This is a genomic window from Maribacter vaceletii (assembly GCF_003634105.1).
GTDB classification, from domain to species: domain Bacteria; phylum Bacteroidota; class Bacteroidia; order Flavobacteriales; family Flavobacteriaceae; genus Maribacter_B; species Maribacter_B vaceletii.
Genome location: NZ_RBIQ01000008.1, coordinates 344,719 through 369,108 on the forward strand (window position 1 = coordinate 344,719; position 24,390 = coordinate 369,108).

General features: G+C 31.0%; 24 protein-coding genes. 12 read left to right on the forward strand and 12 right to left on the reverse strand.

The annotated features are described in order from the left end of the window. Positions 1-3: 3 nt before the first annotated feature. The 3 genes from CLV91_RS09085 to CLV91_RS09095 form a co-directional block, all read right to left on the reverse strand. The gene (locus tag CLV91_RS09085; RefSeq protein ID WP_121067863.1) at positions 4-1,011 is read right to left on the reverse strand and encodes a zinc-binding alcohol dehydrogenase family protein; all 1,008 of its coding nucleotides are present in this window, start codon (positions 1,009-1,011) and stop codon (positions 4-6) included. Positions 1,012-1,019: 8 nt separating this feature from the next. Beyond that, positions 1,020-1,694, reverse strand: a complete 675-nt coding sequence (locus CLV91_RS09090; protein ID WP_121066746.1) for an NAD(P)H-dependent oxidoreductase — start codon at positions 1,692-1,694, stop codon at positions 1,020-1,022. Between the two features lie 214 nt (positions 1,695-1,908). Continuing rightward, a complete protein-coding gene (locus tag CLV91_RS09095; protein WP_121066749.1) occupies positions 1,909-2,208 on the reverse strand; it encodes a putative quinol monooxygenase in 300 nt (99 codons plus the stop codon). A 285-nt stretch (positions 2,209-2,493) separates the two neighbouring features. Between CLV91_RS09095 and CLV91_RS09100 the strand changes: the two genes are divergently transcribed. Together CLV91_RS09100 and CLV91_RS09105 are read left to right on the forward strand one after the other, a co-directional pair. Beyond that, entirely contained in the window at positions 2,494-3,378 is an 885-nt protein-coding gene (locus tag CLV91_RS09100) for an AraC family transcriptional regulator (protein WP_121066752.1), read from the forward strand. A 99-nt stretch (positions 3,379-3,477) separates the two neighbouring features. Beyond that, entirely contained in the window at positions 3,478-3,936 is a 459-nt protein-coding gene (locus CLV91_RS09105; protein WP_121066755.1) for an FKBP-type peptidyl-prolyl cis-trans isomerase, read from the forward strand. On the opposite strand, the gene CLV91_RS09110 is transcribed toward CLV91_RS09105, so the two are convergent. Beyond that, positions 3,933-4,274, reverse strand: coding sequence for a hypothetical protein (locus CLV91_RS09110; RefSeq protein ID WP_121066758.1), 342 nt, complete (start codon positions 4,272-4,274; stop codon positions 3,933-3,935). The genes CLV91_RS09105 and CLV91_RS09110 overlap by 4 nt on opposite strands. Positions 4,275-4,464: 190 nt before the next feature. Between CLV91_RS09110 and hpf the strand changes: the two genes are divergently transcribed. Then, positions 4,465-4,767, forward strand: coding sequence for a ribosome hibernation-promoting factor, HPF/YfiA family (hpf, locus tag CLV91_RS09115; RefSeq protein ID WP_121066762.1), 303 nt, complete (start codon positions 4,465-4,467; stop codon positions 4,765-4,767). A gap of 35 nt (positions 4,768-4,802) precedes the next feature. Here the strand turns inward: hpf and CLV91_RS09120 are convergent, their stop codons facing one another. Together CLV91_RS09120 and CLV91_RS09125 are read right to left on the reverse strand one after the other, a co-directional pair. Next, positions 4,803-5,150: a hypothetical protein gene (locus tag CLV91_RS09120; protein WP_121066766.1), complete on the reverse strand. Its 348-nt coding sequence runs from the start codon at positions 5,148-5,150 to the stop codon at positions 4,803-4,805. A gap of 63 nt (positions 5,151-5,213) precedes the next feature. Beyond that, entirely contained in the window at positions 5,214-7,190 is a 1,977-nt protein-coding gene (locus CLV91_RS09125) for an alpha-ketoacid dehydrogenase subunit alpha/beta (protein ID WP_121066769.1), read from the reverse strand. Between the two features lie 131 nt (positions 7,191-7,321). Here CLV91_RS09125 and CLV91_RS09130 point away from each other — a divergent pair, with 131 nt between their 5' ends. The 5 genes from CLV91_RS09130 to CLV91_RS09150 all read left to right on the forward strand — a co-directional run bounded on the left by CLV91_RS09130 (position 7,322) and on the right by CLV91_RS09150 (position 11,367). Further along, positions 7,322-8,272 carry an isopenicillin N synthase family dioxygenase gene (locus tag CLV91_RS09130; protein ID WP_121066773.1) on the forward strand — a complete coding sequence of 317 codons (951 nt, stop codon included), beginning with the start codon at positions 7,322-7,324 and terminating at the stop codon, positions 8,270-8,272. Between the two features lie 4 nt (positions 8,273-8,276). Then, positions 8,277-8,600 (forward strand): translation initiation factor, encoded by a 324-nt coding sequence (locus tag CLV91_RS09135; protein WP_121066776.1) that lies wholly within the window; start codon positions 8,277-8,279, stop codon positions 8,598-8,600. Between the two features lie 118 nt (positions 8,601-8,718). Continuing rightward, positions 8,719-9,651: a DUF1835 domain-containing protein gene (locus CLV91_RS09140; RefSeq protein WP_121066779.1), complete on the forward strand. Its 933-nt coding sequence runs from the start codon at positions 8,719-8,721 to the stop codon at positions 9,649-9,651. 1 nt (position 9,652) lies between these two features. Continuing rightward, entirely contained in the window at positions 9,653-10,525 is an 873-nt protein-coding gene (locus tag CLV91_RS09145; protein ID WP_121066781.1) for a nucleoside phosphorylase, read from the forward strand. Continuing rightward, entirely contained in the window at positions 10,522-11,367 is an 846-nt protein-coding gene (locus tag CLV91_RS09150) for a substrate-binding domain-containing protein (RefSeq protein ID WP_121066785.1), read from the forward strand. The genes CLV91_RS09145 and CLV91_RS09150 overlap by 4 nt, the downstream gene beginning before the upstream one ends. A 12-nt stretch (positions 11,368-11,379) precedes the next feature. On the opposite strand, the gene CLV91_RS09155 is transcribed toward CLV91_RS09150, so the two are convergent. From CLV91_RS09155 to CLV91_RS09165, 3 genes are all read right to left on the reverse strand, one after another. Further along, complete coding sequence (locus CLV91_RS09155; RefSeq protein WP_121066789.1) at positions 11,380-11,820, reverse strand: response regulator; 441 nt, start codon at positions 11,818-11,820, stop codon at positions 11,380-11,382. 104 nt (positions 11,821-11,924) lie between these two features. Continuing rightward, a complete protein-coding gene (locus tag CLV91_RS09160) occupies positions 11,925-12,590 on the reverse strand; it encodes a uracil-DNA glycosylase (protein WP_121066792.1) in 666 nt (221 codons plus the stop codon). Between the two features lie 113 nt (positions 12,591-12,703). Further along, entirely contained in the window at positions 12,704-13,753 is a 1,050-nt protein-coding gene (locus CLV91_RS09165; protein WP_121066795.1) for a DUF6340 family protein, read from the reverse strand. A 217-nt stretch (positions 13,754-13,970) separates the two neighbouring features. On the opposite strand from CLV91_RS09165, the gene CLV91_RS09170 reads away from it, so the two are divergent. From CLV91_RS09170 to CLV91_RS09180, 3 genes are all read left to right on the forward strand, one after another. Continuing rightward, a complete protein-coding gene (locus tag CLV91_RS09170) occupies positions 13,971-16,142 on the forward strand; it encodes an endonuclease MutS2 (protein WP_121066798.1) in 2,172 nt (723 codons plus the stop codon). A 2-nt stretch (positions 16,143-16,144) separates the two neighbouring features. After that, positions 16,145-16,555 carry a thiol-disulfide oxidoreductase DCC family protein gene (locus tag CLV91_RS09175; RefSeq protein WP_121066801.1) on the forward strand — a complete coding sequence of 137 codons (411 nt, stop codon included), beginning with the start codon at positions 16,145-16,147 and terminating at the stop codon, positions 16,553-16,555. Positions 16,556-16,618: 63 nt separating this feature from the next. Beyond that, positions 16,619-17,863, forward strand: coding sequence for a mechanosensitive ion channel family protein (locus tag CLV91_RS09180; protein ID WP_121066804.1), 1,245 nt, complete (start codon positions 16,619-16,621; stop codon positions 17,861-17,863). 53 nt (positions 17,864-17,916) lie between these two features. Here the strand turns inward: CLV91_RS09180 and CLV91_RS09185 are convergent, their stop codons facing one another. Both CLV91_RS09185 and aroC read right to left on the reverse strand, forming a co-directional pair. Continuing rightward, positions 17,917-19,242: a dicarboxylate/amino acid:cation symporter gene (locus tag CLV91_RS09185; RefSeq protein ID WP_121066807.1), complete on the reverse strand. Its 1,326-nt coding sequence runs from the start codon at positions 19,240-19,242 to the stop codon at positions 17,917-17,919. A gap of 57 nt (positions 19,243-19,299) precedes the next feature. Then, positions 19,300-20,364: a chorismate synthase gene (aroC, locus tag CLV91_RS09190; RefSeq protein ID WP_121066810.1), complete on the reverse strand. Its 1,065-nt coding sequence runs from the start codon at positions 20,362-20,364 to the stop codon at positions 19,300-19,302. Between the two features lie 186 nt (positions 20,365-20,550). Here aroC and CLV91_RS09195 point away from each other — a divergent pair, with 186 nt between their 5' ends. After that, positions 20,551-21,417 carry a UDP-2,3-diacylglucosamine diphosphatase gene (locus CLV91_RS09195; protein WP_121066813.1) on the forward strand — a complete coding sequence of 289 codons (867 nt, stop codon included), beginning with the start codon at positions 20,551-20,553 and terminating at the stop codon, positions 21,415-21,417. Here CLV91_RS09195 and CLV91_RS09200 read toward each other — a convergent pair. Further along, positions 21,407-24,316: an FAD-binding and (Fe-S)-binding domain-containing protein gene (locus CLV91_RS09200; RefSeq protein WP_121066816.1), complete on the reverse strand. Its 2,910-nt coding sequence runs from the start codon at positions 24,314-24,316 to the stop codon at positions 21,407-21,409. The two genes, CLV91_RS09195 and CLV91_RS09200, sit on opposite strands and share 11 nt — an antisense overlap. Positions 24,317-24,390: the final 74 nt, after the last annotated feature.

The following is a 24,390-nucleotide window of genomic DNA, read 5'->3' on the forward strand; positions in this document are numbered from 1 at the left end:
AGCCTAAAATCCTTCTAAAACAATTTTACCTTTTGCTTTACCTGTTTCTAAAAAAGCATGAGCTTTTCTAAGGTTTTCAGCATTTATAGTTCCAAAATTTTCTCCTAACGTAGTTCTAATAGTTCCGTTGTCGATTAATTCAGAAGCTTTGTTCAAGATATGGTGTTGCTCTATCATATCTTCCGTTTGAAACATTGAGCGTGTGAACATTAACTCTATGTGTGTAGAAACTGCTTTTCCTTTAAAAGGCATTACATTTAGCGATTTTGGGTCATCTATAAATCCGAATTTACCTTGTGGTTTTATCAGTTTAGCAATTTCACCTACGTGGTGTTCCGTAGCATTTAAGCTTACTACATACTCTGGAGCTGGTAAATTGTATTTCTCGAACTCTTCGCTCAACTTATTTCTGTGATTAATAACCGTGTCTGCACCTAATTCTTTTAACCAAGACGTAGTTTCTTCACGAGAAGCCGTACCTACAATATTCAACTTCGTCAGTTTTTTAGCCAATTGCACCAAAATAGAACCTACACCACCGGCGGCACCAATAACCAAAATAGATTTGTTGGCATCGTCTTTAGATACCTCTAATCGATCAAACAACATTTCATAGGCTGTAAGTGTGGTCAATGGTAAGGCAGCAGCTTCAGCATAAGATAAACTTTGAGGTTTTTTGCCTACAATGCGTTCGTCTACAATTTGGTATTCTGCATAACTACCTTGACGGGTAAAATCACCAGCATACCAAACTTCATCTCCAACATTAAAAAGAGTAACCTCTTCACCAATTGCTGTCACTATTCCGGTAGCATCCCAACCAATTACTTTCCAGTTGTCACCTTCTGCAGGCATTCCTGCACGAACTTTATAATCTGCTGGATTTACAGAAATCGCTTTAATTTCTACTAAAATATCTCTTCCTGTAGCTTTTGGAGTTTCCAATTCTACATCTTGTAAAGACTTTGTATTGTCAATTGGAAGATTCTCTTTGTATCCTATTACTTTCATAATATTTCTTATTTCCAAGTTACAATGTCCTCCAATGGTCTTCTAGATTTTGGAAATTCCGGGTCTGCCTTTCTGTATCCGAATGCAGCCATAAAAGCTAAACCATACTTATCTGTATCCACGCCAAATTTCTCTTTAAGCAATGCTTCTGCTTTTTCTTGGTGAAAACCTTCTATAGGGCAAGAATCGATTCCTGAAAGTGCAGCAGCAGTCATCATATTTCCTAAAGCGATATAAGTCTGCTTTGAAGACCAATCGAATAATTTTTTATCTGAATCTAAGTTAAAATCACGCTCTTGAAACTCTCGGTAAAACTTAGAGTATACTTCTACAACATCTTCGGGCATTTGTTTTACCTCTTTCATCATATGTTCAATATACGCCGCATCATGCTTTACCATAGGGGCTTTCATAGCTAGTCCTAAAATAAAGTGACTAGCTGTATCCAATTTTACGGGAGCACCCCAAGCTACCGGCTTTAAAAGTTCACGTAAATCTTTATCTTGAACAACTACAAAATGCCATGGCTCAAAACCAAATGAACTTGGCGATAAATTGGCAGTTTTTAATATAAAATTGATTTGCTCATCGGTTAATGTTTTTGACGCATCAAATTCTTTGGTAGCATGCCTGTAGTTAAATGCACTTAAAATATCTTCTTGTGCAATGTTTGGAGTATTCATCTTTATATATTTTTTATTGTATTGTTTACTTTTCCTGAAGACAAAGGTAAATCTACAATACTCCTTATTTAAGGTACAAAAAAAGGAAAAGAAGGTATAAATGGAGGTTTTTAAGTGGCAAAATCTTAAAATATTGCCAAAACAAGCTAGATACAGGTAAAATTACCGAGGTTTTAATACATTAATTTAATGTTAAGCCTTTATAATTACAATTCTAATTGGTAAGCTCTGTCATTTTATAAGCAGAAACATTCTCAAGCTTATCTTTAGAAGCAAGTCTATAGGCAGCAATGTGGTCACTTTGTGAATGTTTGGTCAAATAATCTTGATTCACCCATTTTTCGTGGAATAAGAACAGATTGGGGTTATCGTTATCTTGATGTAAGTCGTAGGCGATACAACCTTCTTCCGCTCTAGTGGGACTAACCAGTTTCAGCAATTCCGATTTTATTTCGTCTCTATATTCTTCTTTTACTAATATATGTACCACTAAGGTTAAATAAGATTTTTTCATAAGATGCTGTAAATGGGTTCTAAAGTTAAATCTATAAAAGTAAAGATTGATGCGCTATAAACCAGTTTACTTACTTAAATAATTGGTTAATTTAACAAAAATAGAGATTCGGTAATTTTTAGTGTTTTATTTTTCATTTTTTAAAAAATATAAATTGGAGTAGTGATAAAGTAAAATTATAATTGGTAATAGTAATGGTTAAAGTTGTATAAATAAAGGGTAATGTAAATGATTTTAATTGGTTTTATATTAATTTTGGTCATATATCACTTAACTACCCTTATAATGCAAATATTAGAAGCACACAAACCTTTTGAAATACAAGAAATTAAATTAGAAGATTGGAAACAACGCCCTGTTAAAAACAATTTTTTTGAACTGGTTTTAATTAAAGACGGAAAAGGAACTCAGTGTATAAACTATAATCATTATGAATACGAAAGAGGAAGTATGTTTTTATTACCTCCATTAAAATGCCACTCTTTTACGATAAGCAAACCAACAACATTCGTTTTTTTAAAATTTACCGATTCATTTTTTAAAAATGCAAATAAAATTACTATAGATAGAAATGAATGGTTTAAAGAGGCTTCGTATATATTATCTAACTACAATCAATTACCTGGAGATATTATTAAAAATGAAGTAGACCGTAACTATTTAGAAAACCTTATTAACATGATTTTACAAGAATCTAGAAGTTATGGAGAAGAGTCTATTAATTTGGTAACAAGTTTTATGACAAGTATACTAGAGATTTTAATTCGTAATATTAAAAAGAGTAGTTATTTTGAAGCCCCAAAAAGTAATTCTGATGATAAAATCACTAAAATGCTCACCTATATTAATGAAAACATTGATAAAACGGAACTACTAAAAGTTGAAAATTTAGCTGATGTTTTTATGATGTCTTCTACTTATGTTAGTGAATATTTTAAGAAGCAAGTAAGTATGTCTTTAAGAGAATACATAATTAAAGCCAAACTTAAATTAGTAGAAATACGCATATTAAATTCTGATTATACACTTACAGAGATTGCAGATGAATTAGGATTTACAGATGTTAGTCACTTATCTAAAACATTTAAACGATATGCAGGTACATCGATAAGAGAATTTAAAAACAACGGGGAATACATGTTGTTAAAAAGAGGAGCTTGTGTTGCTTAACAATAAGTTCATATGTAATATTTTATATTAATTAACTACACTTACCTGCAATTCTTCTCTTAAATTTCATGTATTTTTGCACTCAAAATACGTATACCAATGAAGCACTTTATTTGTTCCCTATTTATAGTTTTCTTTTTATCTTGTAATAATGACGAAAAGAATGGAGTAAAAGATTATAGAGCAGAAAACGACCAAGAAATTTTAGATTACTTAGAAGCAAATAATTTAGAAGCAAAAAAAAGCACCTCTGGATTATATTATATAATTAATACTGTTGGAACCGGTGAAAAACCTAACTCTTCGTCTAGTGTAACAGTTGCTTATAAAGGCTACTTTACTAATGGAAGTGTTTTTGATCAAAGTGATGCGGATGGAATTTCTTTTGGTTTAAACCAAGTTATAAAAGGTTGGACAGAAGGGATACAATATTTTAATGAAGGAGGAGACGGAATACTTTTTATACCTTCTCATTTAGGATACGGAAGTAGTGATTACAGTTCTATTCCTGGTGGCTCTGTGTTAATTTTTGATATAAAGCTACTTAAAATTAACTAAGAAGTTTTCTTTGAAGCAATTACGTAATCCTTTACATAGCTATCTAAAAGTCTAGACTCTGCTAATTGTTTATTTACTTTCTGTTCATAAACTTCAATAAAATTAATTGGTTTCTTTAATGTGTTTATTAATTTTAAATGAGAAATTTGGAGTAGCTCTAATCGTAATTTTATTTTATCTAATTCTTGATGCAAAGCATATGTTCTAGGCTCAAATGCATAATTATTAAGTCTTTTCTTTAGCTCTAGATTCTTCTTATAACTACGTTCTATTTTCAATATATAATTTTCTACACTTAATGTGTTTTTCCCCTCCTTAAATACCTTTCTCAATAACATAAAATATAAAATTAAAGCCCTTTCATTGTAAATACAAGTACAAACATAAGAACAAACTTACTTTTTAAATTACACTTAACTCACAGATAATAAGTAAATAACATATACTTAACAAAAAAGTTAAATAAATCCCAAAAAATATAGTGTGAAAAAACATTTAAAATTCGTACCTTAATAAAAAAGAAAATATATGAATATTAACTTTGAGTATGATGACGTAAAAGCTAGCAATCGTCTTGAAATAATGGCAGCAGAAAAATTACAAAAACTTATTTCTAAATTTGATTTTATAGTAAATGCAGATGTGTATTTTAAAACAGAAAATACTTCAGACCCAAATACGGGTTTTATATGTAATATTCGCTTAAATACACCTGGAAGCACTCTATTTTCAGTTTCAAGTAATGCTAATTTTGAAACCTCTATTGCTAACTCTATATCTGATTTAGATAGGCAGTTACAAAAAAGAAAAGCAAAAATGAAAATGCGCTAAGAATAGCGCATTTTTTTTATATGACAAGAAAAAAATTACTCTTCGTCTTCAAACTTAATATCTACCATTCTAGATAATTCTTCTGAAAAATTTTTCTTAAACACCTTTTTTAACAATCGTTTTTTCTTTTTTTCAGAAATAGATAATGTATCTACTATTTCTCTATTCCTAACTTGAGCAACTTTTTCTTTTTTTATAGCAGATAAGTAATCTGGTTCAAATTTAAAAATTGATGATTTTTTTTCTTCTTCTTTTTTATTAGTAATGCTAGAACTAAACTTAAGATCCTCTACCTTCCATTCCTCTATATTTTCTTGACTATAAATACAAAAAGTTAAAAGAAAAGATACAATAGTTAAAATATAATGTATACCCCTATTCATTAAAATAATAATTTTTAGGAATATACTACATTTTATATAATCAAAAGAATTTCAATATAACTTTTAATACCTTAACAACTCTAGTAATGCAGTTTCAAACCTACTCTTTCCTAAATAATTTTCTTCTAAATGGGCTGCAAAAGGAATTGGTGTTTCTACACTGGCAACTCTTTTTATTGGAGCATCTAAATAATCAAAACAATTCTCTGTCACCAAAGCAGAAATATCACTAGAAATACTTCCAAACAAACTGTCTTCTTGTAAAATAATTAATCTCCCTGTTTTTTTTACCGAAGTGTAAACAGTTTCTATATCTAAAGGATGTAACGTTCTTAAATCAATTAAATCTGCGTTAATATCAGAATTATTATTTAAAGTTTCTATAGCCCAATGTACTCCTAAACCATAAGAAACTACAGTTATATCTTCCCCACTTTCTATAAAACTTGCTTTACCAAAAGGTGTTGTATAATAATCTGCAGGCACATTCTCATTAATAGTTCTATAAAGAGCTTTATGTTCAAAAAACAAAACAGGATTAGGATCATTAATAGCTGTTGCTAACAAACCTTTTGCATCAATAGGAAAAGCAGGGTACACCACTTTTAATCCTGGAGTCTTTGTAAACCAAGCTTCATTAGTTTGTGAATGAAAAGGTCCGGCTGATATTCCACCACCACACGGCATACGAATAACAACATCCGCATTTTGTCCCCATCTATAATGAGATTTAGCCAAATAATTTACAATAGAGTTAAATCCACTGCTGGCAAAATCTGCAAATTGCATTTCTACCATGGCCTTCATTCCATTTATAGATAAGCCCATAGCTGCAGAAATTATAGCAGATTCACAAATAGGCGTGTTTCGAATTCTATTTTTTCCAAACTTTTCTACAAAGCCTTCCGTTATCTTAAAAACACCTCCATATTCTGCTATATCTTGCCCCATAATAATTAAATTATCATGTATCTCCATAGACTGTTTTAAACCCTCAGAAATAGCATCAACAAAACGAATATTTTTAACAATTGCCCCTTGAGGAATATCTTGGTAATAATGTTTTTTAAAAACATCTGCCAACTCTTTCTTTATGGAATATTCAGAATCTTCCATGGCATTAAAACTACTGGTATTTAGTTTTAATTCGTTATCTATTTTATTCTTAATTAGTCTTTTATTCTCTTTTGATAATATGTTCTTATTAATTAAATAATTTTCGTAGTTTTCTAATGGGTCTTTAGCTTTCCATTTTTTTAGTATCTTTTTAGGAACATATTTAGTACCACTTGCTTCCTCATGACCTCGAACCCTAAAAGTCCTAAACTCTATTAATATAGGTCTAGGATTCTTACGCATGCTTTTAGCCAGCTTTTTTACTTTTTTATAAACTTTTAAGATATTATTTCCATTTATAGAATAGGACTCTATACCATAACCAATACCCTTATCTGCAATAGATTTGCATTTAAATTGTTCATTTGTAGGTGTAGAAATAGCGTAACCATTATTCTCCACACAAAATAACACTGGTAAATCCCATACGGCTGCAAGGTTTAATGCTTCATGAAAATCTCCTTCACTTGTTCCTCCTTCACCTGAAAAAACAGCTGTAACAAGTTTTTTGTTCTTTAATTTATGCGCTAAGGCTATTCCATCTGCTACTCCTAATTGTGGCCCCAAATGAGAAATCATTCCTATAATATTATGCGCTTGACTCCCAAAATGAAAACTACGATCTCGCCCTTTTGTAAAGCCATATTGTTTTCCTTGCCATTGTGCAAACAATTTATCTAAGGGAACATTCCTTGTTGTAAACACCCCTAAATTACGATGCATAGGAAGTATATATTCATTATCTTTAAGTGCAGAAGTTACTCCTACAGAGATTGCTTCTTGTCCAATACCACTAAACCATTTAGAAATTTTTCCTTGACGAAGTAATACCAACATTTTCTCCTCAATCATTCTAGGCTTAAGCATTGCAGTATACAATTGCAAGTGCATTTCTTTGGATATCTGGTATTTAGAATAATTCATGATTATAAAACAGAAAAAAATGATAAATAGTATAGTTAAATGTAACCAAAATAAAAAGAGTTACTATTACTATTAACTGTTTTATATAAGTTATAATTTGTAATTTTGAAAGAACGATTAAAATCATATATATGAGTGCTATACCCAGTGTTAACTTAAAAGAGTTTGTTTCAGGAAACCAAGAGGAAAAACAAAAATTTATTAATGAAATTGGAAATGCTTTTGAAGATATTGGTTTTGTTGCATTAAGCGGTCATTTTTTATCGGATGATTTAGTAGATAACTTATATTCAGAAATAAAAAACTTTTTTGCACTAGATCAAGAAACAAAAGACAGTTATGAAATTGAAGGAATTGGTGGGCAAAGAGGGTACACTTCATTTGGAAAAGAACATGCGAAAGGAAAAAAAGAAGGAGATTTAAAAGAGTTTTGGCATTTTGGACAATATGTAGAAAATAATCCTAAGTTAGAGGCTGAGTATCCTAAAAATGTTAATGTAAAAGAATTAAAAGATTTTAATACCATAGGAAAAGAAACCTATAAAATGCTTGAAAAAACAGCAAAATATGTCCTTAGAGCTTTAGCATTACACCTAGATCTAGAAGAAACTTATTTTGATGAATACATTAAAAACGGTAATTCTATTTTAAGACCAATACACTACCCTCCTATTACATCGGAACCTAAAAATGCAGTAAGAGCTGCTGCTCATGGAGATATTAATTTAATAACGCTGCTTATGGGCTCTCATGGTAAAGGCCTACAGGTACAAAATCATAAAGGAGAATGGGTAGATGCTATTGCAAAACCAGACCAGTTAATGATTAATGTTGGTGATATGCTTTCTAGGCTTACCAACAACAAATTAAAATCTACCATACACCAAGTAGTAAACCCACCTAAAGAATTATGGGGCTCTTCTAGATATTCAATCCCATTTTTCATGCATCCTATAAGTGAAATGCCATTAAATTGTCTTCCTAATTGCATAGATAATGACAACCCAAAACAATTTGAAGATATTACAGCTGGAGCTTTTTTACATGAAAGATTAATTGAACTGGGTTTAATAAAAGAATAAATGTATGGATTTACAAGACCAACTAAAAAATCTTTTCCCCGATCACAAACTATCTGAAGAGGCAAAAAAAGAAAAAAGTACTATTTGGATGCAAGACGCTCCTATAATTTGTAAGTACGAAAAAAGAAAAGGGAAACCTATTACAATATTGGAAGGTTACACAGGTGCCGATTCAGATTTTAAAAAATTAGCTAAAGAATTAAAAACCAAATTAAGTGTAGGTGGAAGTTTTAAGGATGATAAAATTATAATTCAAGGAGATTACCGAGATAAAATCATGAAACTTTTACAGGATAAAGGATTTAAGGTAAAACGTGTTGGTGGCTAATTATCAATAACTTTAGATGCTAAAATCTATAAAAGGTTGCGTATTTTTCTGTTAAATACTTTTTATTCTTTTATTATAAACATTACATTTATCTACAACAACCAAAACTGCACAAAAAATGGGTTCCCTTTTACACATTACAAACGGTGATAGTTTCACTAATCGTTTTAAAAAATTAAATTTAGACGGAGACATAATTACTTGGAGAGAAATGTTATGCGAAGGCAAAACATTAAATCAAGTAGGTAGTGAATCTTTTTGGAAAACTAGATACGAGTTTCTACACAAAAATTATAAAGTTTCTAAGTCCTGGTTTATAGAAAAAACTTTAAAAGAATACCGTTCGTTATGTAACCATAAAAAAGAGGACCAAATTGTTTTGTGGTTTGAGTATGATTTATTTTGTCAAGTAAATATGCTTGCCGTAATTAGTTGGTTAAAAACACATAGAAAATATGCTCAAATATCTTTAGTTTGTTCAGGAAAAGAGGACAAAACAGATAAATTGTACGCTTTAAATGAATTAACAGATGCAAAGCTTCTTAAACTTTATAAAAATAAAACCATACTTTCTCTAGATGATATAGAATATGCAGATTATGTATGGCAGCTATATTGTAGCGATAACCCAATGCGATTAGAGAATTTAACCGATTTTAAAAATTATAAGTTTAACTATTTAGAAGACGCATTAAAAACACATCTTAAAAGATTCCCAAGTATTTCTAACGGTTTAAACCTAATGGAAAATAACATTTTACAAGTAGCAAACTCTAAACAACCCTCAAGCAAAAAAGTATTTCTAAACTCCCTATTAACAAATCAAGGCAATTTTGGTTTTGCAGACACACAGTATGAAAGAGCTGTAAATCGATTAAAACCTTTATTCAGCAGTTTTAACCCTACAAAACTTACTAAAAAGGGAAAAGATATTTTAGATCAGAAAACCAGCTATTACTCTTGTATTAAAAACAATGAAGTTTATTTAGGTGGTTCTTTAAAATATAACTTTTTATATAACACCACTGCAGACAAAATACTAAAGTTATAGCATGAACCTATCAGACTCTGAGCTTATCATAAATAAAGATGGTAGTATTTATCATTTAAACTTACTACCGGAAGATATTGCAACTACAATAATTTTTGTTGGAGACCAAAATAGAGTTTCTAAAGTATCTCAAAATTTTGACTCTATAGAGGTTAAAAAGGAAAAAAGAGAATTTGTAACCCACACTGGACATTTAAACGGGAAACGCATATCTGTAATATCTACTGGTATAGGTACAGACAATATAGATATTGTTATTAATGAGCTAGATGCCTTAGTAAACATAGATTTTAAGACTCGTAAAATTAAAGAAAAACATACATCTTTAAATTTTATTAGAATTGGTACCTCTGGGTCTATACAACCAGATATTCCTGTAGATTCTTTTTTAATGAGTGAGTATGCTATAGGTTTTGATGGACTTCTACATTTTTACGATACAAAAATCCCTCCTTTTACTGAACTTATAAATGCATTCATAGAACACACAAATTGGTCTAACAAGAAAGCCGATCCATATATTATAAAATATGATGAGGAGCTAGGAAATAAGATACTATCAAATCATATACGATTAGGATTTACTGGAACAAACACTGGTTTTTACGGGCCACAAGGTCGTAGCTTAAGACTTGCTGTACAAGACCCTGAATTAAATGACAAACTTTCTAGTTTTGAGTACAACAATTTAAAACTAACAAATCTAGAAATGGAGACATCTGGAATATATACTTTGTCCGCATTACTTAACCACAAAGCGGTTTCTTTAAATTGTATTATTGCGAATAGAAGTACTGGTGATTTTTCTAAAAACCCAGAAGTAATTATGACAGACCTAATAAAATACACTCTTAAAAAACTTACAGAGGATTGAAAACAATAAAAATTATTGGTGTACCAGAACATTTTAATTTACCATGGCATTTAGCAATTGAAGAAGGTGCTTTTTTAGAAAGAGGCATTAATTTAGAATGGACAGATATACCTGAAGGTACTGGGAAAATGTGTCAAATGCTAGAAAGCAATGATACGGATTTAGCCATAATCCTCACTGAGGGTATCATAAAAAGTATACATGAGGGAAATCCGTGTAAAATAGTACAAGAATACATTGGTACTCCCTTACAATGGGGTATTCATGTAGATGCAAAAAGTACTTACACTTCTATAAAAGAATTACAAAATACTAAAGCTGCCATTAGCAGGTATGGTAGTGGAAGTCATCTTATGGCATATATTCATGCGCAACAAAAGGGATGGGATACCGGGAAACTAAAATTTGAAGTAATTAATAATCTTAATGGTGCAATTGAAGGCTTAGCTAATGGAAAAGCCGATTATTTTATGTGGGAACACTTTACAACAAAACCGCATGTAGATAATCAATCTTTTAGAAGATTAGACGACTTCCCTACACCGTGGCCATGTTTTGTTATAGCTGGCACAAAAAAATTTCTAGAGGCAAATAATAATTTAATTACGCATATTCTAGAAGTTATAAACACATATACTTCAGAATTTAAATCTATTCCAAGTATAGATCGTACTTTATCAAATAAATACGAACAAAAATTAGAAGACATACAAGAATGGCTAAGTATTACCTCTTGGAGTCAAAATCAAATAAAAATAGCTACCGTAATTAAAGTTCAAGAAAGTTTAAAAACATTAAACCTAATACAGAGTAAATTAACTACGGAAGATATTTTATACTAATTGGTATACTATTTAAGCTGCTACTTCTTTAAAATGCTTGTTTATTAATTTTTTAAATTTAATATCTGAAAGAGGCTTTTGAATGTATTCATTAATATAAGGATTTTCTTTAGCTTTTCGCTTGTCCTCCGCACTATCACTAATAGTTACCAAAACAATAAAAATATCCTTCTTAATTTCTTCCGGAACAATTTCATCATATTTTTCCATAAACTGCCATCCATTCATTAATGGCATATTTATATCTAACATAATCATACAAGGAGTTGCTAATTTATCATCCCCTTCAAAATCCCCTTTATTCATAATAAAGTCAAGACCTTCTTGTCCGTTTAAGGTAGAGTGTACATCAATATCAACATTAAGTTTGTTAATGAAAATTGTGTTTAAAAAGTTGCTAGATTCGTCATCATCTATCAACAAAATTGAGTTTAAGTGAGAAAAGTTGCTCATGTTTTAAGTTTTAAGTGTAAATAAGTTAAGGCTGTATTTTAGAAAATTCTTATATTGTAAGAATTTACACTATTAAATTTAAGTAAAATTACCCGTAAAAACAACTACCAATCTATTTTTTTTAAGCTTTTTTTCTCCAAAATAGTATTACATTTACTAAAATGGTTGTTTTTAAACCAATAACCACGATTTGCACTTAAAGGAGAAGGATGACCAGAAAGCAAAATAAAGTGTTTGTTTTCATTTATTAACTTAGCTTTTTTCTTTGCATAACCGCCCCATAACATAAATACTACTCCTTCTTTTTGTTTAGAAAGTTCTGTAATAACTGCATCTGTAAAAGTTTCCCATCCTTTTTTCTGATGGCTCCCAGGTTTTCCTTCCTGTACAGTTAACGTTGCATTTAACAACAATACTCCTTGCTTAGCCCAACGCTCTAAATTACCACTTACGGGATAAGGTATATTTAAATCCGTTTCTAATTCTTTGAAAATATTAACTAATGAAGGTGGATGTTTTACCCCATCCTGAACAGAAAAACAAAGTCCGTTTGCCTGACCTTTACCATGATATGGATCCTGGCCTATTATAACAACTTTTATATCCTCTATATTACAATAATTAAAAGCCGACCAAATATTCTCTTTCTCAGGGTAACACCTATGTTCTTTATACTCTTGAGAGACAAAAGATTCTAATTTTTTAAAATATTCTTTATTTAGTTCTTCCTTTAGAATATCTCTCCAAGAGATGTTTAGATTTTCTGTCATTTTAAAAAGCATATTAGCATACTTTTTAAAAATATGGAATAGCTGTGAATTTTAAAAATCAAAACAAACCTAAGTGCATTTAAATCTATTTTATTGAGTAACTAAAAGTCTCTTTAATTAGTCCTTTGCTGATTTAAAAGATTGTTTTGCTTAACACGGTATCTTAAAATTTTTACATAATCAATAGCCATGTTGTTTTCATAATCTGTATACGATTTTGAGGCATATTCTATGGCTTTATCTAAATCTCCATTAATTTCACTACTAATTGCCATATTATAATTTGCACGACCAGCAATTTTAGTGTCTGGGTTGCTAAGTTCCTTTTCCCATAATTCTGCAGCACCATCCCAATCACCAGCTACTGCTCTTCTATGAGATATTTTAAAGTTATCTGTACCACTCATAAAATATTCTCTAGAAACCCTAACATATCTAGGTATTAATCTTTTAGCATATGCAATACCTACATTTCTACTATATTCTTGAACTGTTTCATTTCTATCTGCCACTGCTTCTACAGCTTTCATTGGGTTTATCCCTTTTCCTCTAAAAGCCATGTTTTTCGTATATTTTCGAGCGTCTACAACTTCTTTGGTGTGTGGGTCATATAATCGCCATCCGCAATTTACTTGCGTATTTAAGGTTACCTCTTGCGCAGGAACATCTACATCAACACCTAAACTATTTGGCAATTTCATGGTAGTAACCTTATAATCTGTTTTAGTATCAGTATCATAATATGCTAAGGAAAAAATAACATCTACATTATTTTCCTTACAAAGCTTTTCTACCATATCCCAAGAAAGTGTTGCTGGAAAAACATTTAATCCTTTTCTTATCTCTTCAACACCTTCAATAATTTTTATTTCTTCAAAACTTTTAATTACAGAAAGTTCCGAAGATAAAGATGAAATTGCAGCTTCGGAACCTTTTTTATCTAAGTTTAAGCCTTCAGCAGATAAAATTTTATCAATTTTATCTAAGGTGGTATTACCTTTGGAAGGTAAACTTCTATTTATTATACCAATTCTTTTAACATCGGACGGAAGATGAACAATAGCGGGCTCTGTTACTCCCATTGTCATTCTATTTGTAGAACCACATGCAGAGATTAAAATAAGAAAAACTAAGTAGCTAAGTATTTTAAATGGCTTTTTCATGGGTAAAGTTGGTGTTTCTTTTATTTGGTTTTAATCTAAACATAACTCTAAAAACCTTTTTTTATTGTTTTTAAAACAAGGGTTTATTATCCTTTCAAGTCTTTAAAATGCAGTACTTACCCTTTATTCAACTTTAAATAATGCTTCTTTTTATCCTATAATTATACATTTTTAATATCAGCTTCAATGCCTACCTTTGTATTCTACTAAAATTTAGATGGAGAGTATACATAGCAAAACATTACAGGATTTAGAGTTCCCCACGGTTCTTAAGCAAATTGCCGCAAGAAGTATAACGGAGCTTGGAAAAGAACAAGCATTACATATTACTCCAATTAAAGAGGAAGAAGAATTAATGAAAGTGTTAGGGCAAACCTCAGAATACTTGTCTTCATTAATTAGCGAAAACAAAATACCCAATCACAGTTTTGATAGCATCAATAATGAGTTAAAACTTTTAAAAATTGAGAATACAACCCTAGAATTAATTGGGTTTAGAAGAATTAGCAGTATTTGCACAACGATAGTTACTCACAAAAAGTTCCTCAAAAAATTTAAAGAATACTACCCTTTACTTTTTAATTATAGCGAGGAGTTTGATGAAAACAAAGAGATTCCTATTTTAATTAATGGAGTTATAGATAAGTTTGGCGAAATAAAAGATAACGCATCCAACACCTTATTAACCCTTCGTAGGCAAATGAGCCAAGTTAAAGGTAAGATTAATCAAAGTTTTTTATCTGCCCTAAACACCTACCAAAGCTCCAATTATTTAGATGATATAAGAGAATCTGTTGTAGAAAATCGTAGGGTTTTAGCGGTTAAGGCTATGTATCGCAAAAAAATTAAAGGTTCTGTAATGGGTACTTCTAAAACAGGAAGTATTGTTTATATAGAACCCGAAGCTACATTACGTTACAGTAGAGAACTTAATAATTTGGAGTTCGAAGAAAAAGAAGAAATTCAACGTATTCTCAATGAACTAACAAGTGTAATAAGACCTTATGATTATTTACTTGCTAATTATCAACATTTTTTATGTCATATAGACATTACTTCTGCTAAAGCAAAGTATGCTACAGAAATGAATGCTATTTTACCAGAAATAAGCGATGAAAAAGAAATGTATTTAAGAGATGCCTACCATCCTTTACTTTTTTTAAATAACAAGTTTAAAAACGAAAAAACCTTTCCGCAAACTATAAAATTACATCCAGAAAATAGAATTATTGTTATCTCTGGACCCAATGCTGGCGGAAAAAGTATTACCTTAAAAACTATAGGGTTACTACAAGTAATGCTACAAAGTGGTTTATTAGTTCCTGTGCATGAACGTAGCAAAATGTGTTTATTTGACAAAGTTCTAACAGACATTGGAGATAATCAATCTATAGAAAACCAATTAAGTACATACAGTTATCGATTAAAAAACATGAATCAGTTTTTGCGTAAGTGCAACTCTAACACTTTGTTTTTAATTGATGAATTTGGTACAGGTAGTGACCCTGAATTAGGTGGCGCTCTTGCCGAAACATTTTTGGAGGTATTTTATGAAAGAGAAGCTTATGGTGTAATTACTACGCATTATGCTAACCTTAAATTATTAGCTAATGAACTTCCGCATATTTCTAATGCAAATATGTTATTTAACGGAAAAACCTTAGAACCCACCTTTCAACTAGTTTTAGGAGAAGCCGGTAGTTCTTTTACTTTTGAAGTTGCTCAGAAAAATGGCATTCCATATAGTTTAATAAATAAAGCTAAAAAGAAGATAGAGCGAGGCAAGGTTCGTTTTGATGCCACCATATCTAAAATGCAAAAAGAACGCAGTAAAATGGTTAAAACTGGTTCTAGACTACAAGAAGAAGAAAACAAAGCAAGAGAAGAAAACCAACGTTTAGAAGAACTTAATGCTAAAATTAAGTCTAAACTAGAAAACTACCAACAATTATACGACCACAACCAACGTATGATTTATTTAGGAAATAAAGTAAACACTCTTGCAGAGCGTTATTTTAGAGATAAGAAAAAAAGAATTTTAGTTTCAGAAATGCTTCGTGTTGTTGAAACTGAGAATAGCAAACGTAAAAAGAAAACAGCAAAACAAGCAAAGGCCGAAAAAGCAAAAAAAGCAATCACTGAAAAAGAAGTTATTGAAAAAGTTAAAGTAATTCGGGAAGAAAAAAAGATTGAAAAGAAAAAAGCAATAATAAAAGAAAAAAACAAACCTAAAGTTATTTTTAAAATTGGAGACCGGGTACGATTAATAGACAGTAAATCTGTTGGCAGTATTGATAAAATTGAAAAGAAAAAAGCTTTTATAAATTATGGCATTTTTACCACTAATGTAGATTTAGATAAGCTAGAACTTGTAGAAAGAAAAAAATAAAGATGTCTAGTCCTACTAAAAAAATTATTTTGTTTGATGGTATTTGTAACCTTTGTAATGGTGCTATTCAATTTATAATTAAAAGGGACACTCAAAATCTTTTTCTTTTTACCCCTTTACAAAGCAAAGCTGGAAAAAAACTTTTAGAAGAGCGCAAAATTGACACTAAAAACATGGATTCTATACTACTAATAGATCCCAATGTTGCATATTACATAAAATCTGATGCTGCATTAGAAATAGTAAAAAATTTAAGTACTCCATGGCGATTTATAAGAATATTTAAAGTGCTTCCCATAGGTTTTAGAGATTTCGTATACGATTTTATAGCTAAAAATAGATATCGTTGGTTTGGTAAAGAAGAACAGTGCATGATACCAACACCAGAATTAAAGACTAAGTTTTTAGATTAAAAGATTTAAAGCTTCATTTAATACATAAAACACTAATTTTGTGCTAATTTTTATTTATTAATTATGGAAAAAATATCCCATTGGCTATATAATGAACTTCAGAATATAGGAGTTTCTGAAAATTGGGCAAAGTACTTAAACATGTTAATTTTAGTAGTTGCTTTAACTCTAATTTTACTACTTGTAGATTTTATTATAAAGAAAATAATAATTAATGCTTTTGGGAAACTCATTAGTAAATCCAAAACACAATTCGATGATTTTCTAGTCCGAAATAAAACCCCAAGAAATATTGCTCATATTGCCCCTATTCTTATAGCATATGAAACTATACCGCATATATTTAGAGATTTTCCAAAGCTCGAAAATATTCTATTTAAAGTAATTGAAGTTTTTGGCATAGTACTTTTCCTTTGGATTGTTCGTAGTTTATTAAATACACTAAAAGATTTCTTTAAAACACTTCCTAACCTCAAAGACAAACCTATAGATAGCTACATACAGGTTTTTATGATATTTTCATGGGGCATTGGTATTTTATTCGCTTTTTCGATTATCACAGGGATGGAATTATGGAAGTTCTTAACCGCTTTAGGAACTGCTTCTGCTATTATTATTTTAGTATTTAGGGACACTATTCTTGGTTTTGTAGCTAGTATTCAAGTTTCTATTAATGATATGGTACGCATTGGAGATTGGATAACCTTTGAAAAGTATGGCGCCGATGGTGATGTTATAGAAATTAACCTATCTACCGTAAAAGTGCAGAATTTTGACAAGACCATAACCACAATCCCAACCTACGCCTTAATATCGGACTCTTTTAGGAACTGGAGAGGGATGACTAACGCGCAAGGGAGACGAATTAAACGTTCTTTAATCCTAAAACAGGAAAGTATACATTTTGTAACCAAAAGTGAATTAGAAGCTCTGAAAAGCATTAGTTTATTAACACCTTACTTATCTTCCAAAGAAGAAGATATAAAAAACTATAATCAACAAAATGAGATTGATAAATCGGTATTAATAAATGGTAGAAACCTTACCAATATTGGTGTTTTTAGAAAATATGTGGATTTGTATTTAAATAACCATTCTGGAATAAATAAAGAAATGATGATTATGGCAAGACAACTTGCCCCTACCAGCCAAGGTTTACCTATAGAAATATATGCGTTTAGCTCCGATAAACGCTGGGAGAATTATGAATATATAATGGCTGATATTTTTGACCATTTACTAGCTGCAATCCCTTATTTTAACTTAGAAGGGTTTGAACTACCTAGTAGTTCTAATTTTAAAAAATAGAAAAAGGGCCTAAATACATTTAGACCCTTTTAAATCATATTTTTAGTTAGCTCTTAACGAACTTCCTCTAAATTATCATCCCAATCTTTAACATTAGGTTTTCCTAACTTTCCTACAGATTTTGCTACAACCATAGACACTGTTGCATCTCCTGTAACATTTATAACAGTTCTACACATGTCTAAAGGTCTATCTACAGCAAATATTAATGCTAAGCCCACTGCAAATTTATCTGGGGGAAAACCTACCGATTCTAATACAATTACTAACATAACCATGCCCGCTCCAGGCACAGCAGCAGAACCAATAGAAGCCAAAAGAGCAGTTAACACTATAGTTAATTGATCCGCAAGAGAAAGATCAAAACTCAATGCTTGCGCTATAAATACTGCAGCTACCCCTTGATACAAGCTAGTTCCATCCATATTAATGGTTGCTCCTACAGGTAGCACAAAACTAGACACTTCTTTATCTACACCTATATGCTCTTCTACCCTTTCCATAGTTACTGGTAAAGTTGCCGCACTAGAAGATGTAGAAAATGCTAATAGTTGAGCCGGACTCATTTGTTTTAAAAACCAAAAAGGATTTTTCTTAGTATAAACAGATACAACAATAGAATAAAACACAATCATTAACAACAATCCAACAACCACTACAACTGCATATTTTAAAAGTGCAAATAATAAATCTGGGTCACTAGAAGAAACAACTACGCTAGCCAAAAGAGCAAAAACAGCATATGGAGCTGTAAGCATAATTAAATCTACCATTTTAAGAACTACATCGTTTAAAGAGTCGAAAAAATCTTTTAAGGGTTGCGCTTTCTCCTCTCCTATTAATAACATACTAATACCAAGAAAAATAGCAAAAAAGATAACCTGAAGCATTAAACTATTGCTACCCATTGCTTTTACAGCATTATCTGGAACCATATCTACTAAAAACTGTAGAGGACCTGCTCCTTTTTGGTTTGTAGCCTCATTAATCTTAGCCAATACCCCACTATCCTGAGCGTACGTATTAGTTAATTTTGTAATTGTTTCTTCAGATATGCCATCTCCGGGCTTAGTAAGGTTTACTAAAACCAAACCAATAGTAATAGCAACAATGGTTGTAAAAATATAGATTACAATAGTTCGTATTCCTATGTTTTTAAATTTAGAAATGTCTTTTAAATCGGAAATTCCTTTAATTAATGAAGCAATTATTAATGGAATAGCAATAAGCTTTAAAAGCTTAATAAAAATAGTTCCTATAGGCTTAATCCAATTGGTTACAAAGTTTACCCCCCAATCCAATTGTGTCATTACAAAGCCAAAGGCAATTCCAAATAGCATACCTATTAGAATTTGCCAATGCAATTCTAGTTTTTTCATTCAGTCAGTTTTAGTCGTTTGTAAGATACCTAATTAGACTGAAAAATCCTTAAAAAATTAAACTTTAATAGTTCTGTTAAGAAGCATGTAGTCTGCAATAACTAAAGCAGCCATTGCTTCTACAATTGGCACAGCTCTTGGAACAACACATGGATCATGACGACCTTTACCTTGTGTTTTTACCATATTACCATCTTTATCTATAGTTTCATAAGCTTGTATAACCGTAGCAACTGGCTTAAATGCAACCTTAAAGTATATGTCCATACCATTGCTTATACCACCCTGTATACCACCACTATAGTTTGTTTGTGTAGTACCATCCGAATTAAATTTATCATTATGTGCACTACCCTTCATTTTCACTCCTTCAAAACCACTACCATACTCAAAACCTTTTACAGCATTTATAGATAACATAGCCTTTCCTAATTCTGCATGTAACTTATCAAAAGCAGGTTCCCCTAAACCAATAGGAACATTTTTTATAACGCATGAAATTACTCCACCAATAGTATCCCCTTCTTTACGAACGTCTTTTATGTAGTTTTCCATTTTTTCTGCCATTGCAGGGTCCGGACAACGAACAGGATTAGACTCGGTTAAAGAAAAATCTAATTCTTTATAATTTTTATTTAATTGTAATTCTCCAACCTGAGAAACATAAGCATCAAAAGTAATCCCTTTTAAAAATTGTTTTGCTATTGCTCCTGCTACTACCCTACTTGCTGTTTCTCTCGCAGAACTTCTTCCTCCACCTCTATAATCACGAAATCCATATTTCTTATCGTACACATAATCTGCATGAGAAGGTCTATACGAATCTTTTATATGGCCATAATCATGCGATTTTTGATTTGTATTAAAAATTGCGAAACCAATTGGAGTACCTGTTGTTTTTCCTTCAAATATTCCAGAATGAAAATCTACTGCATCTGGTTCTTTACGCTGTGTTACAATTGCAGACTGGCCAGGCTTTCTTCTATTTAACTCTTCTTGTATAGCATCGAAATCTAACGTTATTCCAGAGGGACAACCATCAATAACTCCACCAATAGCAACACCATGTGACTCTCCGAATGTTGTTAATTTAAATAGGTTTCCAAAGGTATTACCTGCCATAATTTATAATTTATGTCAAAGGTAATTGTTAATAAAGAAAAACAAAAATTATGAGCCCTCTTAATAATTACCTAACCTAAATATTACATTTTACATAATTTATTAACGTAGAAGAACTAATAAATTGATTTTAAATTCATTTAATTTTTTTTTCAAATATCTTAATTTGTAGGAAAGCACTTTACATTGAAAAAAAGGAAAATTGAAGTTGTAGTAATTTCAGATGTTCATTTAGGAGCTCCTAATTGCCATGCAAATGAGTTATTAAACTACTTAAACAGCATACAACCAAAGACATTAGTTCTAAACGGAGATATTATAGACAGCTCGCAAACCAATGATAAAAATTTCCCTTCTTCTCATTTAAAAGTAATGCGAAAAATACTAGGAATGGCTTCTAAGGGCACAGAGGTTATTTACCTGATAGGCAATCATGACCAAAGCCTTAGAAAATTTAATAAAAACCTTACTAAAGCATTAAAAATAAATAACAAACATATAATGACTTTGGATGGAAAAAAAGCTTGGTTTTTTCATGGAGATGTTTTTGATCTTGATACAAAAAACAGCAAGTGGTTAGCTAAATTAGGGGGCGCAGGCTACAATCTACTTTTACAAATTAACAGATTAACACATTGGTTTTGCGCTAAAATTGGAAGAAAAAGGTTTACCCTTTCTAGTAAATTAAAAAAAGGTCTTAAAAAATATTTAAAAGAAATAGACAACTTTGAAAAAACAGTTACGGAACTTGCCATAGACAGTGGTTACTCCTACGTAATTTGCGGGCATACCCATGTTCCTAAAAAAGAAATTTTTATAACAGTGAAAGGAAAATGTACATATTTAAACTCTGGAGATTGGGTAGAGAACTTAACTGCACTAGAGTATTCTTTTAAACGATGGAAAGTATACAAATACAATCATGACAAATTAATACCCTTTTTTGCTGATGAAGAGCTAAAAAATATGAACCTTCAGGAGTTAATAAACTCTTTATCCAATAGAGAAAACAATATGGACAACTTAGCAAACTTAAAAAAAGCTAAAGCATAGCCTCTTTAAATATAGTAATTGGATGTTTTGCTTGTCTTTTTGTACCATCATAAATTTGATGCCTACAACTAGTCCCATTTGCAGCTATAATTGTCTCTTTTGATGCGGCTCTTACTGCTGGAAACAATTTTAATTCCCCTACTTGCATACTAACCTCATAATGTTCTTCTTCATAACCAAAAGAACCTGCCATACCACAACAACCAGAGCTTATAATAGAAACTTTATAGTTTTTTGGTAAATTTAGCATATCAAAAGTTACTTTCTGATTAGATAAAGATTTTTGATGACAATGGTTATGAATTTTAACCTCCTTAGTTTCCGTTGTAAATAAATCTTTTGTTATTATTCCTTTTGCAATTTGGTTCGCTAAAAATTCTTCTACCAAAAAAGAATTGTCTGCAATAGCTTTTACTGTTTCTTTATCCTTAGACAATCTCTTATACTCATCTCTAAAAGTTAAAATTGCAGAAGGCTCTAAACCAACGATAGGAATATTTTTTGCCACAATAGGTTTTAGATTTTCTATATTTTTAAGCGCAAGTTCTTTTGCTTGTTTTAAAAATCCTTTAGACAAATATGTTCTTCCACTTTCCCCATAAAAAAGAGAAACATCATACCCTAATTTTGTAAATACATCAATAGCATCTTTTCCAAGCTCTACATCTAGATAATTTGTAAATTCATCTATATAAATAACAAGTTTTCCTTTAGTCACAGATAATTTATTACTAGACACTTGCAATTGTTTATCAAAATTATAACTTGAAACTTTTGGCAAAGCTCTTTGTTTTGCAACTCCTGAGCTTTTTTTTATTAATCCACTAATAAATTCGGAAGTAAACATAGCATTTGTTATCCCCGAAAACTTACTTCCTAAACGATTCATCTTTGTGCTATGCGCAAACATTTTTGCTCTTCTAGAATACCCATTTGCTTCTTGGTATTGGTATAAAAATTCTGCCTTTAAAGTAGCTACATCTACATTACTAGGACATTCACTAGAACATGCTTTACAACTTAAACACAAATCAAAAACTTCTTTTAACTCTTTACTATCAAACTTATTTTCTTTGTCTGATGTTGTTAAGAATTCTCGTAATGCATTTGCCCTACCTCTTGTAGTATCCTTTTCGTCTTTTGTTGCTTGGTAACTTGGACACATAGCACCTGCCATATGGTGGGTTTTTCTACAATCGCCACTACCGTTACATTTTTCTGCTGCTTTTAAAATCCCTTCATCGCCAGAAAAATCTAAAAGGGTTTTTATTTCTGGCTCTTTCCTATCTACTTCATAGCGTAAAGACACATCCATAGGATACGCATCTACTATTTTACCTGGATTAAAGATATTATTAGGATCAAAGTAAGATTTAATTCTACGTAATAACTGGTAATTTGTATCCCCAATCATTAAAGGAATAAATTCTGCCCTTACAATACCATCTCCATGTTCTCCACTAAAAGAACCTTTATATTTTTTAGTAAGTAAAGCAACGTCTGTAGTAATATCTCTAAACAAGCCTACATCCTTACTTTTCTTTAAATTTAATATTGGACGCAAATGCAATTCTCCCGCACCTGCATGTGCGTAATAAACTGCTTTCTGGTCATACTTTTGCATAATCAAAGTAAACTCTCCAATAAAATCTTTTAAATCCTCTACTGCAACTGCCGTATCTTCTATACAAGCTACTGCTTTTTTATCACCTACAAGGTTAGCTAATAATCCTAAACCAGCTTTTCTAAGGGTTATTGCCTTAGCTATATCTTCTCCTTTTAATATAGCCTCTGCGTAACTAAGGTTAGATTTTTTTACTGTTTTTAATACCCTTTGAATTTGTTGCTCTAAACCTTCTTCTGTATTGCTGCTTACTTGTAACATTAAAAGAGCCTCTGGATCCCCATCCACAAAGAAACGATTTGCTAATTGTTCTCTATTATTTTTAGTGCAATCCAAAATAACCTTATCCATCATCTCACATAAATGAAGGTTATTTTCCATTAAAGGCGCTACATCTGTTAAGCAATCTTCTAAAGAGTTATAATGAGTAATTACCATCGCAGATAATGCTGGCGGCAAATCATCTAATGTAACTGTAATTTCTGTTGTAAAAGCCAAAGTTCCTTCACTACCACTTAATAAATTACATAGATTAAATGGCTTTTTAGAATCTCCAAAGACAACATTATCTAACAACTCATCTACAGCATATCCTGTGTTTCTTCTATGGATAGATGGTTTAGGGAATTCTTTAGTAATTTCTTCTTTTACTAAATTATTATTCAATTCATTATATATATTCTTATAAAGTAATCCTTCAAGTGTTTCTAATTCCATTTTTTTATGGAATTCTTCTTTAGAAATATCTTTAAATTCTACCTCCGAGCCATCAGAAAGAATTGTTTTTAAAGAAACAATTTTATCTCTTGTAACGCCATACTGGATAGAAGTAGTCCCTGAAGAATTATTCCCGACCATACCCCCAATCATACATCTATTTGAGGTAGACGTATTAGGACCAAAAAACAATCCGTAAGGTTTTAAATGCAAATTTAATTCGTCTCTAATAACACCTGGTTGTAGTGTAACCTGCCTCTTTTCTTTATCTACATGAAGTATTTTAGTAAAATTCTTAGAAACATCTACCACAATACCCTCCCCTACACATTGCCCTGCTAATGAAGTTCCTGCTGTTCTTGGTATTAGACCAATCTTATTTTCAGTTGCAAAAGAAATTAATTTTTTAATATCGGAAATAGACTTTGGAAAAGCTACTGCCATAGGTATTTTTCTATAGACAGAAGCATCTGTAGCATACAGTGTTTTGCTTAAATCATCAATTCGTAAATTACCTTCTAAAGCGTTCCCTAATTCTTCTAAGACTATTTTTTCCAAAGTGGCACAATTTTGAATGCAAATTTAAGTTTTTATTGTGTGAGCTCTATTGAACAGGAGCTCCTTTTTTTTAA